The sequence below is a fragment of the Nostoc sp. KVJ3 genome (assembly GCF_026127265.1).
Classification (GTDB): Bacteria; Cyanobacteriota; Cyanobacteriia; order Cyanobacteriales; family Nostocaceae; genus Nostoc.
Map to the genome: position 1 here is coordinate 1,555,450 of NZ_WWFG01000002.1, position 13,460 is coordinate 1,568,909.

Here is a 13,460-nt window from a genome sequence, read left to right on the forward strand (position 1 = left end):
GATTCCGAAATATGCCAAAAACCCTTGAGGTTGAAACAGACTTAACCACCACCAACAATAGTTACCACTTCTAAGCGATCGCCTGGTTGCACTTTTGTATCCGTCCAAAACTGGCGGTGTAAAATTTCGCCGTTATATTCTACAGCCACCAAGCGGGGGTTAAAACCCAGTTCTTGGAGCAAATCGGGTAAAGAAGTTTGAAACAAACAGCTATGGGTTTCCCCATTTACCTGAATCGTAATCTCATTAGACATAAATGTGGTGTGGGGAATTGGGAATGGGGTATTGGTTACTCGCTTTGGGCTAACGACTCTTTTAAAGTTCTGGTTTAATGCGATTGAGTTGGGAAAGCAAATATTGTGTTACCAGGGTAGGCTGTTCGGCTTGCATGAGCGATCGCACTACCGCCACACGTTCGGCTCCAGCATCGATCGCATCATTGATATTATTGGCATCTATTCCCCCAATGGCAAACCAGGGAATTGAGCAATTTTTGGCTGCATAGCTGACATATTCTAAACCTGTGGCTGCCTTACCTACTTTCGTCGGAGTTTCATAAACTGGCCCCACACCAATGTAATCTACACCTTCAGCAATTGCCCCTTGCATTTCTTCTTTATTTGTGGTAGAAAGACCTATCAAACGCTGCGAACCGAGTAATTGCCGAGCCACAGCAATGGGCATATCTTGTTGTCCTAGATGTACCCCATCGGCATCGACAGCCAGAGCGAGATCCACGCGATCGTTAACAATGAACAAAGCACCGTAAATATGGCATAACTGCCGGAGTTTTCTCGCTTGTTCCAGACGCAAAGAATCATCAGCGGTTTTGTCGCGGTACTGTAGAAGCGTTAATCCCCCTTTAAGTGCAGCTTCGACGTTGTTCAACAAATTTTCATGTGGGGAAGTAACAAGATACAAACGCGATCGCCACAATAATTGATGGCGCTGATGACCCATTAAACTACTTTCTAGGGTATAAACCTGATAACGCATCTGCTTACAAGCTTTAGCCATACTTGGCAGGGTTAGCTTGCTGTATTCTTCCAACACCCGCAAGGCTTCTTCGACACGACAAAAGTTAGCTTGCAATACCGATTTTATACTAGCTCGTTCTTCTTCTTGAGGATGAGTTAACTCAGTCCCAGGATCGCCTGGTGTATCTCGCGCCGCCCGCAATTCTGGGGTATGCAATTTGGCTAATTCTTGTCGTAGGCGCTTACATTCAAGAGATAACTGGGCATTATTCAAGCCAAAGCGACACCATTCTTCAATAATTCGCAAGCCTTCACGGGCACGGTCTAAATTGGCATCTAAAATGCGATAGACAACTTGCAGTACTTGCTCTTTTTGGCTGTATGGCTCGACCATTACAACAACCCCGTTAGTGCTTTCATCAAAGTGTGAATTATCATATTTCCTAGTAACCATAAGTTAATTAATTTGCTTTTTTTTACTTAATCTTGGCAAAATTTACGCAGAGCAACGTAGCAGTTAAGGTTACGGTAAATTATCCCATGTTCCTATAGGCAGTGATAAGTGTAGTTTGAGGCTACAGTTTTGCACTAAGGTTAGTCAAGTATTTTAGGGTAAAGAACGAGCTTACAAAGGACTAGTACCGCAGGGCGGAATTAAAAATTAAAAATTAAAAATTAAAAACGAATACAGCATGAGGGTTTCATTGATTTGGAATGGGTGGTTTATTTCCGCCGCACTGGACTAGCCAGAAGGCACATACCAGAAAATTGGACTTAAATTCGGAATTCTTCTTCAATTAGTCCTATTGAGAGGAATGTAAACTGTTAGCCTTGAAATTCGATTTTGCGGTGGGGATTGTCAGATGTGAATAATGAAAAGCTCTTTGAGAGTAAGTCTATTTTGCCTCCCCTCAAGTGAACAGACAGAATATCATTTATTGCCCTGGATTAAAAATCGCCAATTGGTCAATATGTGGGTAATATTATCGACATAATATTCTCTAAGAGTGTAAGAATTTATTGTTACTTCTTAGGGGTTATGTTAAATATGATTCACTATATTGTGTTTTCTCAGTACCGTAGAGGAGAAATTATGCTTGCAAGGCTCAAGCTTATGAAATCAGCAAGGCTTTTATTTTTGAGTTTTTCAGTATTATCTATTACCGTAAGCATGGGAGCGGCAAGTATAGCGTTTCTGGGTAGCGCGTTAGCGGATCTCGCCGTTGGCAGAGCCTCTCGTAGAGAAGGCATCGCTCAGATCCCATCAACACCAAATTCAGCACCTCTAGGTGAGAAAACCAATTCTCAGGCTAACGTGCTGTTTGTTAACCCCAATAGTGGAGATGACAAGGCAGGTAATGGTAGCCAATCCGCTCCGATGAAAACCATTACCCATGCGTTGCAATTAGCTAACGCCAATACTGTAATTATGCTCTCCACGGGCACTTATAGCGCCGATACAGGCGAGGAATTTCCCTTAATACTGAAACCGGGTGTTTCAATTCAAGGCAACCCTAGCAATCAAGGTAAGGACATTATTATTCAGGGAGGTGGTGATTACCTGAGCCGCAGCTTTGCCGGTCAAAACGTCACAATTGTGGGAGCAAGCCAAGCCTTCCTCATTGGGGTGACAGTGACAAACTCAAATCCCCGTGGTTACGGTTTATGGATTGAATCTAGCAATCCGGTAATCACAGAAAATACATTTACTGGCAGTACTCAAGATGGTATCTCTGTCAGTGGGAATGCTGCACCCACTATTAGCAAGAATTACTTCGATCGCAATGGAGCCAATGGCATGACAATTGCTGGTAACTCCAGTCCCCAAGTGAAGGAAAATGTCTTTCATCAAACGGGTTTTGGGATCAATATTGCCCAAAATGCCGCTCCTGTAGTCATAGGTAATCAAATTCAGAACAATAGATCGGGAATTGTTGTGCAAGCAAAAGCCCGCCCGATTTTACGAAATAATATTATTCAAAATAATAAAGAAGATGGTTTAGTTGCGATCGCTCAAGCAATGCCAGATTTGGGTAATGCATCGGAACCTGGGGGTAATCAATTTCAAAATAACGCCCGCTACGACATTAATGCCAGCGCTGCTAAACAGGTGATTTCGGCTGGTGGTAACAATCTTGTGAGCGATCGCATCACTGGCAAAGTAGATATAAACGGGACAATCGCACTAGCAACTCAAAATTCTCAACCTGCTCCGGCTCCCAACAATGTCTTACGAGAAATACCACCAACAGGGGAAATTACCTTCTCGGCTCCCGAAATATCTGAAACTACCAACGATCAAACAGCGCTATTACCCAGCAACACCATTTCACCCAGTAATCCTGTTCCTGGACAATTAAACAGTCAACTGCTGCCATTGTTGCCTGCAAACATACCACTTTCGGCATCCATCTCCAATCAACAGCCATCCACTTATAAAGTTGCTAGATTTCCTATTCCTAGCAGCTTATCATCTAGACAAATACCAATTAATACTTCAAAAGTTACAACTTCCAGCCCAGTACAACCGACTAATACACCACAGTTAAATTATGTGCAGATTGCTCCTAATACCATTGAGTTTACTGCCCCTGAGTACCCATCTAATTCAGTTGCCAGCACAAGGAATCAAACACAGCAGACATTACCAATAGTAGAAGCTACTGCCCCAAATGCTTCAGCACTTTTACCACTTCCTGATAGCGATATCCCCATTAGTAATACTCCCAATATGCAAACAAGTTCTGCAAGTATTCCTGATGGCGGTAACTCTGCGACACAGTTAGGTATCCTTTATCGCGTAGTTGTTCCCCTCGCAACTGACAGGGATAAAGATTTAGTGCGATCGCTTGTTCCTGGTGCGTTTCCCACCGTTTGGGAAGGTCAAAAAGTGATGCAAGCAGGAGTATTTAGTAGCGAATATAACGCTAAAGAAATGCTCAAAACCCTCTCTAGTAAAGGTTTAAGAGCCATTATGGAGCCGTTAAATTAGTCGGGCATTGGGCATTGGGCAAAAGATACTTAATGAGCAAGAATTAAGACAATATGTGATATTAAACCCCCAGGATGAGGAGGCATTTCAGCATTACCTCAGCATCATGAGAGCCAAACCGGGGGTAGTGGTCAGCACTCCAGAACAATTAGAGGCTGAGTTAAAACGGCGTATTAATCAAGGTAGTTAACATAGAACCCGTTACTGACATTCCAGTAACGGGGTTTTTTCAATTTAGCAGCTTGACTCAATGTGAATTTTGGGACTTGCTTTGAGCCATCATCTTCTTGAATATTCCCGCGATCGCACACCCATCTACGCTGATTTGGCGACTTGCGTCTGGATACAGCAGGCTCAGTTTTTTCCGTTTTACCAATTACTGAGAAAGTGATTGCCCTATTAGACTTTACCCCTTTCCCCCATTAATATATGATGGCAGGTTATGTTCGACAAGCTTGCTGCGCTTATATAAACTAAACTGTTTAGTTTGCCCTTAGTTGCAGCTAACTTCACACTACCCCGGGTTGCCTTGCGTGTCGTTACATCCGCCACGGCCCCAACGAATCCCGCCGAATCCGCTACCAGTGCCGTTGATCTTCTCCATAAAAGTTGTACCCGAAATCCGTAGCTTGAGCGTTCCATGTCCCCACGCTTGTCCACGAACGTCGGCCCACTCCCCATCAATAATATTGCCGTTTCGCGTACCTTTGAACACGTTCGTCCAGGAACGACCGTCGTCACCGCTCATTCCGACCCACCAAATGGTACTGCCGATGGCATTAAGGTGGTATGTGCCCCCATCATTCGCCTTCCAAACTCCGCTAACATACTTCGGCGCGGCACATTGCGCGTGTATGGGCGCTGCGGACGCAGCAAGCAGCACAAGACTTGCCAATGCAATACTTGTTGGAACAAAGTTTTTCATCCGAACCTCCCTGCTAAAATGCACATTTTATGATACTTTTGTGCGCGATCGCCTTTGCCGTAAGTTGGGTTAAGCTAAGAAAAACCATCATCTAATACTCCAACACGATTTCAAAGTACCTCAACATGACTTTAAAGTACTCCAACACGATTTCAAAGTACCTCAACATGACTTTAAAGTACTCCAACACGATTTCAAAGTACCTCAACATGACTTAGAAGTACTCCAACACGATTTTAAAGTACCTCAACATGACTTAGAAGTACTCCAACACGATTTCAAAGTACCTCAACATGACTTAGAAGTACTCCAACACGATTTTAAAGTACCTCAACATGACTTTGAGGTATCTGTTGCTTATTTAACGTGAGTTCGATGAACCTCTCCCTCCCAGCCTCCCTCTCCGAAACGGAAAGGGAGGAGCAACAATTTAGGCTTTTTGCTCCCCTCTCCGCATCGGAGAGGGGCTGGGGGAGAGGTCAAATAAGACTTGTCGAACTCACGTTTATTTAGCGTAACTTTTGTAACAAGTTTAATAAGTATCTCAGTACAATCAACTAAAAATAATTAGGTCGATCTTAATTTGCTTTAATTTTTCCGAATTATCTCTCACAGAAGTTTATAGTTGCATTGGCTAGAGTATATGCAGTAACCCTATAACCTCCTTCAGGAGCGCATTTCATGGCACGACTAAAACGCAGTTCACCCACTCTTGAAAAAGCTCTACGTCGAATTGCAGGAATGCGATCAATTAGCCCTACGCTAGAATTTGGCAACGGATTGAGTTTGACAGACTACGACAGCCGCATCCAAACCTTGCAAACTCAGCTATCAACCTACAACACTTCACTCTCTAGCATAGATGAAATGGCAGGTCGCCTCTCTCTAATTGAAGAAGAATTGCGCGGCTACTCTGAAAGGATGTTAATGAGTGTGGCAACCCATTATGGCAAAGACAGTTTGCAATATATCCAGGCGGGAGGCAAGCCACGCAAGAAATTATCACGCCGTTCGAGCAACACCCAATCCCCATCTGAGAGTACAGCTACATTCTTGAATGGTGCAAACAGCAATGGTAAAGAAACTTCTGTTGTTTTACCTTAATCGTTTAACTGCATCATCCTGACCGATTCAGTTATCAGTCATCAGTTATTGTTCACTGATAAGTAATCTCCCCACTCCCCTATCCCGGCTTATGATCCAAACGAGTGGCTTGCTCTAGGGCGGCTTTTTCTTTAGCTCGGCGGACATAAAGTTGTAATTGAGCGCGATCGCAACCTGTTAGAATAATCAGGTTTTCTAAGCTAATTCCCCGCATTAACATTTCTACACGCCAGGTTTGTTGTGCCTGGGCGATCGCTGGTGTTTGTCCTTGGGGAGTTAATAGTCCCTCACTCCACGCTTGCCAACGTGCCTGAAGCTCTAATTCTGACATGGGTGTGCCGGTTTCATTTAGAAACATAGCTGTTTGAGTATCTTTACGACTTTTCAGCCATTTAATTAAGGGATTATTAGTAAAAGAGCCGTAGCGTTTGCCCAAAATCCACTGATTTACGGGCACTTGACGGGCAAATCCGGGGATTGTGATTTGCAGGAAGTGCCCTTGAGGATCGTAGATTTGGTGCGATCGCTCCAAGCGAATTATTTCTGTGGCGGATAACCCAGCCCCAAATAACACATAAGCCAAGGCATAATCTCGGATTCCCGACTTCCTGGCTTGTTGCAGAATTTCGTTAACTAAACTAGCTGGTAAATCAGCTACTTCTGTGGTATTGAACCCTCCTTGAAAACAGTTTGTTGCTGATTCGGCTGTTGATGACATGGCTCCATGTAAAAACAACTCCACCAAATTTTCCAGAAAATCATCTCGATCCTCCCAAAGTTCGTGAAATTCGCTGGTGAACTCAATTACGGCATATCCCAAGATCATCCCATTTAGCAAACTGGCTAATTTTTCTGCGGGTAAATAGGTATTTAGGTGTCCTTGCTGGATTACAGTAGCTAAATACTGAGCTACATAGCGGTTTGCCTCTGTTACTCCCCTGCCTAGTGCGCGGCGATTTTCTGCCGGGAATTGGTCGGCTTCACCTACCACAGATCGGACGAACTCTGGTACTCGTTCTAATGCGTGCAAGCTATCACTTGCATAATCTTTCAGAGCTTGGTAGACATTACCAGGAGGCATTGCCCGCCGCACTAGCGACTCACCTAAATCCTTAAAGGCTGCGGACTCTTCCAGCACAGCTAAAAGCAGTCCGTGCTTATTGCCAAAATTCCGAAATAGAGTCACTTCATTGACTTCAGCTTTTTCAGCAATTTGACGGGTTGTGGTAGCGCTAACTCCCTGAGCAGAAAACAACTCAAGTGCAGCTTGGATCAGGCGTTGACGAGTGGAAATAAGGTGAGAAGACATAGAAAAATGCAAGTGGCACTTGCACGGATATCAGAGTTCTGCTAGCATAACAAATGTAAGTGATACTTGCTTTACTCTACTGTAACGAACTGGTGTACAGAGCGGTTAAATCCCTGTGGGATTATGCCCAAGAAAAAGCAAATCGCTTTCTCATCCATCAACAGGAATTTTTATGACCGCAAATTTTGGGGCGATCGCCCCTGAGAGAGGCAACTCACCTCAACTCAGTTGGACAAATGTAGTATTTTTTGCTACATTTCATGCCTTAGCACTTCTGGCTCCTTGGTTTTTTTCCTGGCCAGCATTAGGTTTGCTAGTGTTTCTCCACTGGTTATTCGGGAGCATTGGTATTTGCCTGGGATATCATAGACTACTGAGCCATAAGAGTTTCCAAGTACCTAAGTGGTTAGAGTATGCGATCGCCCTCATTGGAGCGCTGGCTTTGCAAGGTGGGCCAATTTTTTGGGTAGGTGGACACCGCCAACATCACGCTCACACAGAAGATATAGACTTAGACCCCTACTCTGCCCAAAAAGGATTTTGGTGGAGCCATATCTTGTGGATTTTCTACCCGCGTCCCGAATTTTTTGACTATGAAACCTATAAGAAATATGCCCCCGATCTAGCTAGACAACCCTTCTATTGTTGGCTGGATCGCTACTTTTTGCTGTTGCAAATACCCTTCGCACTGCTTCTATATGCTTTAGGAGGATGGCCTTTTGTATTTTATGGTGTGTTTCTTAGATGTGTCTTGCTTTGGCACTCAACTTGGTTTGTGAACTCAGCATCACACCTGTGGGGTTATCGCACCTTTGATGCAAATGATGGCGCTCGTAACCTTTGGTGGGTATCCATCGTCACTTATGGAGAAGGATGGCACAACAACCATCATACTTATCCCCACATGGCAAAATCTGGGTTGTCTTGGTGGGAAATTGATGTTACTTGGTGGAGTATCCTAGTTTTGCAGACTTTGGGTTTAGCCAAAAAAGTTGTTTCACGTCCCCCTCAAGGTGCAACTCACGGCTAAATTGCAATTAAATTATCATGAATTTGTTATGCCGATTGTTTCCCGCAGTCGGCTTACTAATTTTTATCAGTAGTATTTTACGGTAAAATCTAACGAGTTAAATCACTGCAATACATCAAGTGTGAAAACTGACAGTATTTTTTATCGCCTTTTTCAAAAACTTCCTGGCATCTTTTTTGAATTAATTGGCAATCTTCCCCAAACAGCAGAGACTTATCAATTCTCCTCAATTGAAATCAAGCAAACTGCATTCCGTATAGATGGTGTTTTTCTCCCAGTACAAGGAGAAGAAAATCCGATTTACTTTGTTGAAGTCCAGTTTCAAACTGACACAGAAATTTATTCACGCTTATTTTCAGAAATTTCTTTATACTTACGCCAAAATAAACCTAAAAATCCTTGGCGAGGAGTAGTTATCTATCCCAATCGCAGTTTAGATACAGCAGATATCAATAATTACAGTGAATTTTTTGCTAGCCAGCGCATCAGTCGCATTTATCTTAATGAATTAGGTGAAACTGCATCATAGCCAGTTGGAATTGCTACGATAAAATTAGTCGTCGATGAAGAAGAGACAGCAATTATAGCTGCTAGGCAGTTAATAGAGAGAACCCAGCAAGAAATCAACATCGAACCACAACGGCGGCAGTTACTAGAATTGATAGAGACAATATTAGTTTATAAGTTTCCGACGATAAGTCGAGAGGAGATTGAAGGTATGTTTGGGTTAAGTGATTTGAAACAAACACGAGTTTATCAAGAAGGTAAACAAGAAGGCAAGCAAGAAGGAGCGCGTGAAGAAAAGTTTAAAATAATACCTTTGTTGTTGAGATTAGGATTGAGTTATGAAGAAACAGCGAAAGAGTTAGGTTTGAATTTAGAAGACGTTCAGCAAGAAATACAAAAACAGCCTCCAAGTCAGGATACGTAACCGACAATTAGCACTGATCACAGATATCTCTAAGTATTCCTGTTATTTTCCATTCCCATAAGTTTTAATTTTTTGTATGATTTCGCTCTCCCCCATTCTCCAAGCTAGACTTTCTCAACCCCTGAAAATTGGCACATTCGAGGTAAAAAGTCGGGTTCTCCAGTCGCCTTTATCTGGAGTGACGGATATGGTGTTTCGCCGTCTCGTGCGTCGCTATGCCCCAGATTCAATGATGTATACCGAAATGGTGAATGCTACAGGATTGCATTATGTCAAGCAGTTACCCAAAATCATGGAGGTAGATCCCAATGAACGCCCAATAAGCGTTCAGCTATTTGATTGCCGTCCCGATTTTTTGGCAGAAGCAGCAATTAAGGCAGTTGCCGAAGGTGCTGATACTGTTGATATTAATATGGGTTGTCCGGTAAATAAAATCACTAAAAATGGTGGCGGTTCTTCGTTGTTGCGCCAACCAGAAGTAGCAGAAGCAATTGTCCGAGAGGTGGTAAAAGCTGTTGATGTCCCTGTGACAGTTAAAACCCGTATTGGCTGGAATGACAACGAAATTACTATTCTCGACTTTGCCAAGCGGATGGAAGATGCAGGGGCAAAAATGATCACAGTCCACGGACGCACCCGCGCTCAAGGATACAATGGTAATGCCCGTTGGGAATGGATTACTCGTGTAAAAGAAGTGCTTTCTATCCCAGTAATTGGGAATGGAGATATTTTCTCAGTTGAAGCGGCGGTGAGATGTTTAGAACAAACTGGTGCTGATGGCGTGATGTGTTCCCGTGGGACTTTGGGTTATCCGTTTTTGGTGGGAGAAATCGATCATTTCCTGAAAACTGGGGAGATATTACCGATACCTAGCCCGATTCAGCGTTTGGAATGTGCAAGGGATCATTTACAAGCCTTATGGGAATATAAAGGCGATCGCGGTGTACGTCAAGCCCGTAAGCACATGACTTGGTATGCTAAGGGTTTCGTAGGTGCTGCCGAACTCCGAGGACAACTAAGTTTGGTTGAAAAGGTAGATCAAGGTTTGGCAATGATCGATCAAGCTATTGAAAAACTGGCTAATGGTTATGAATTAGAGGAAGAAGCACAAGATAGTTTGGTAATGCTTTAAAAAGTTGATTAATATTATTGTTTACTAAAAGTGACGCGATCGCTTAGATTTTGCTATTTTAGAAACCTGGTAAAAAATAGATATAGCACTACTAATACCGTTTCTTTGTGAAGCTGCATATATTTACCCCCCGGCTACGCCGTCCCCCCGATGTGTTGGGGGGACTTATTATGTGCATCTTCAAAATTGGTATAAGTTCATACAATACTTTTGAATAACGCATATTTAATTTTTGGAGATATCTAATAAGGGTTTTGTTTAATTGCAATGTCAAATCTCCAAACCAATTTAACTTTTTATAGGGATTTTGATAAATTGCAATTCATTGCCGATAGTATTGGCGAAGCAAATTATCAGTTTCAATCCCTAATAGGGATTTTGATAAATTGCAATTTGAATGTCAAGGCTTAAATGGAGAGCCTTGTGGGTTTCAATCCCTAATAGGGATTTTGATAAATTGCAATAGACTGGTCAAAAGATATGGAATACCCTGAATAAGGTTTCAATCCCTAATAGGGATTTTGATAAATTGCAATCAATGAAGCTAAATTTTTCTGGAGCCAATCCAGAGTTTCAATCCCTAATAGGGATTTTGATAAATTGCAATAGTATCTAATGCGATGACTGCTGCCAGTAAAAAAAGTTTCAATCCCTAATAGGGATTTTGATAAATTGCAATTCCTTCATTTAGGGTTCGCGCATTATTTGTTTCCGTTTCAATCCCTAATAGGGATTTTGATAAATTGCAATCCTGAAAACGTTGCACCAGATCCAAATAAATCAGTGTTTCAATCCCTAATAGGGATTTTGATAAATTGCAATAGTTGGCTTTACAAGGCTTTGGTATTCTTCCCCAGGTTTCAATCCCTAATAGGGATTTTGATAAATTGCAATAGTGCTGAATCGTTATCTCAGTTCAGATATTTAGGTTTCAATCCCTAATAGGGATTTTGATAAATTGCAATCGATCCAAGAGCAAAAAGCAGTCCAAGGGGCAGAGTTTCAATCCCTAATAGGGATTTTGATAAATTGCAATGTATGTGGCACTGCTACCACTGGGCGATCGCACCGGTTTCAATCCCTAATAGGGATTTTGATAAATTGCAATACACAACTATCAACACAGTCGCCCCAACAACTTAATCGTTTCAATCCCTAATAGGGATTTTGATAAATTGCAATCCAAAGAAGGGGTTGTAGTAACCCCACAGAAGCCAAGTTTCAATCCCTAATAGGGATTTTGATAAATTGCAATTAGAAAAATTAGGGTTTGCTCCCCGTGGTGGCGTGTTTCAATCCCTAATAGGGATTTTGATAAATTGCAATTCTATGGATATGCGAAGGAAGCTTTGTATATTTGGTTTCAATCCCTAATAGGGATTTTGATAAATTGCAATCAATACAACTTCGCAGATGCGGAAGCTGCATATCAATTTGTTTCAATCCCTAATAGGGATTTTGATAAATTGCAATCCTTCCGAAGGGTGAGAAACACCATAAAGCCAAGCTGTTTCAATCCCTAATAGGGATTTTGATAAATTGCAATATAGTACAAATGTACTGTATGCCTCCGGTTTGTTAGTTTCAATCCCTAATAGGGATTTTGATAAATTGCAATCTTGTAGGCTGAAATGGTCAGATTTTCAAGAACGCGTTTCAATCCCTAATAGGGATTTTGATAAATTGCAATCTGTATTTACTGATTATGAATCGGCGGTTAAAGGGTTTCAATCCCTAATAGGGATTTTGATAAATTGCAATTTTAGCTGACAGTTCAAGAACAGCATTGAATATTTCGTTTCAATCCCTAATAGGGATTTTGATAAATTGCAATGGTTCTTAATGAGATTTCGAGATACTGCAAGTCAAGTTTCAATCCCTAATAGGGATTTTGATAAATTGCAATCTGCCCAAGTCAATGGGCTAGCTACGAGGCTAGAAAAGTTTCAATCCCTAATAGGGATTTTGATAAATTGCAATTATGGGAGAGAATTATATCCAAGATTATAATTGTTGTTTCAATCCCTAATAGGGATTTTGATAAATTGCAATTCACTTTTAGAAAAGCTAATACTAAGGGAAGGCTGAAGTTTCAATCCCTAATAGGGATTTTGATAAATTGCAATTTCAATTGTTGCAGATTTACTCGCAGCATAGCGGTTTCAATCCCTAATAGGGATTTTGATAAATTGCAATTTGTAGAATTTGGTTTCGGGGGAAGCGTTGCCCAGTTTCAATCCCTAATAGGGATTTTGATAAATTGCAATACAGCCAAAATCTTCTCCCAGAGCGGATTTTAGCGTTTCAATCCCTAATAGGGATTTTGATAAATTGCAATTTTTGGCGAGGCACAGGGAAAGTTACTCGGCCTGTTTCAATCCCTAATAGGGATTTTGATAAATTGCAATGTGAATTTCTCCATCAGAATCACACCAAGGACTTTCGTTTCAATCCCTAATAGGGATTTTGATAAATTGCAATTCAAAGACGCTACCTGGGAACGAAAGCCACATAGTTTCAATCCCTAATAGGGATTTTGATAAATTGCAATTTTTAGCAGAGGTTAAACTTTTATCTAATCTATTGAGTTTCAATCCCTAATAGGGATTTTGATAAATTGCAATTTAAACACTTTGAATAATTGCTTATCAGAAGGTGATGTTTCAATCCCTAATAGGGATTTTGATAAATTGCAATTGGAAACACAACTCCTAAACGGTAGTGACCAAAAAGTTTCAATCCCTAATAGGGATTTTGATAAATTGCAATTTTAACTTGCTTGTAAGCTTCTTCAAGATTGGAAGCAAGTTTCAATCCCTAATAGGGATTTTGATAAATTGCAATTCAACTGCAAGAGAAACTTCAGAAGTAGCAGCCCAGTTTCAATCCCTAATAGGGATTTTGATAAATTGCAATAACTTGACGGCCTTCTATATATGAGGCAATATCGGCGTTTCAATCCCTAATAGGGATTTTGATAAATTGCAATCAATACAGTACTCGCTACCATCCCCCTATTCAGTGTTTCAATCCCTAATAGGGATTTTGATAAATTGCAAT

Annotated in this window: 9 protein-coding genes, 1 pseudogene and 1 CRISPR repeat array (1 of these 11 running past the window's edge); of the genes and pseudogenes, 6 read left to right on the top strand and 4 right to left on the bottom strand. The window is 41.5% G+C overall.

Going from position 1 to position 13,460, the window contains the following annotated elements:
- Positions 1 to 41: 41 nt before the first annotated feature.
- A complete protein-coding gene (thiS, locus tag GTQ43_RS22755; protein WP_265275007.1) occupies positions 42 to 254 on the bottom strand; it encodes a sulfur carrier protein ThiS in 213 nt (70 codons plus the stop codon).
- A gap of 61 nt (positions 255 to 315) precedes the next feature.
- The gene (locus tag GTQ43_RS22760) at positions 316 to 1,431 is read right to left on the bottom strand and encodes a thiamine phosphate synthase (RefSeq protein ID WP_265275008.1); all 1,116 of its coding nucleotides are present in this window, start codon (positions 1,429 to 1,431) and stop codon (positions 316 to 318) included.
- 594 nt (positions 1,432 to 2,025) lie between these two features.
- Between GTQ43_RS22760 and GTQ43_RS22765 the strand changes: the two genes are divergently transcribed.
- Positions 2,026 to 3,969 carry a DUF1565 domain-containing protein gene (locus GTQ43_RS22765; protein WP_265275009.1) on the top strand — a complete coding sequence of 648 codons (1,944 nt, stop codon included), beginning with the start codon at positions 2,026 to 2,028 and terminating at the stop codon, positions 3,967 to 3,969.
- Positions 3,970 to 3,976: 7 nt separating this feature from the next.
- Positions 3,977 to 4,159 carry a DUF6887 family protein gene (locus tag GTQ43_RS22770; protein WP_414859132.1) on the top strand — a complete coding sequence of 61 codons (183 nt, stop codon included), beginning with the start codon at positions 3,977 to 3,979 and terminating at the stop codon, positions 4,157 to 4,159.
- A 324-nt stretch (positions 4,160 to 4,483) separates the two neighbouring features.
- Here the strand turns inward: GTQ43_RS22770 and GTQ43_RS22775 are convergent, their stop codons facing one another.
- A complete protein-coding gene (locus tag GTQ43_RS22775) occupies positions 4,484 to 4,894 on the bottom strand; it encodes a hypothetical protein (protein WP_265275010.1) in 411 nt (136 codons plus the stop codon).
- 681 nt (positions 4,895 to 5,575) lie between these two features.
- On the opposite strand from GTQ43_RS22775, the gene GTQ43_RS22780 reads away from it, so the two are divergent.
- A complete protein-coding gene (locus GTQ43_RS22780; protein WP_265275011.1) occupies positions 5,576 to 5,998 on the top strand; it encodes a hypothetical protein in 423 nt (140 codons plus the stop codon).
- A gap of 79 nt (positions 5,999 to 6,077) precedes the next feature.
- Here GTQ43_RS22780 and GTQ43_RS22785 read toward each other — a convergent pair whose 3' ends face one another.
- Positions 6,078 to 7,307, bottom strand: a complete 1,230-nt coding sequence (locus tag GTQ43_RS22785) for a TetR family transcriptional regulator (protein ID WP_265275012.1) — start codon at positions 7,305 to 7,307, stop codon at positions 6,078 to 6,080.
- A 172-nt stretch (positions 7,308 to 7,479) separates the two neighbouring features.
- Here GTQ43_RS22785 and GTQ43_RS22790 point away from each other — a divergent pair, with 172 nt between their 5' ends.
- From GTQ43_RS22790 to dusB, 3 genes and pseudogenes are all read left to right on the top strand, one after another.
- On the top strand, positions 7,480 to 8,337 hold the full coding sequence (locus tag GTQ43_RS22790) for an acyl-CoA desaturase (RefSeq protein ID WP_265275013.1): 858 nt from the start codon (positions 7,480 to 7,482) through the stop codon (positions 8,335 to 8,337).
- Positions 8,338 to 8,458: 121 nt separating this feature from the next.
- Positions 8,459 to 9,268, top strand: a pseudogene (locus GTQ43_RS22795) (Rpn family recombination-promoting nuclease/putative transposase).
- A 76-nt stretch (positions 9,269 to 9,344) separates the two neighbouring features.
- Positions 9,345 to 10,400: a tRNA dihydrouridine synthase DusB gene (dusB, locus tag GTQ43_RS22800; RefSeq protein ID WP_265275014.1), complete on the top strand. Its 1,056-nt coding sequence runs from the start codon at positions 9,345 to 9,347 to the stop codon at positions 10,398 to 10,400.
- 356 nt (positions 10,401 to 10,756) lie between these two features.
- Positions 10,757 to 13,460: direct repeats of the CRISPR family, unit length 37 nt; unit sequence GTTTCAATCCCTAATAGGGATTTTGATAAATTGCAAT; it runs 506 nt beyond the window's last position.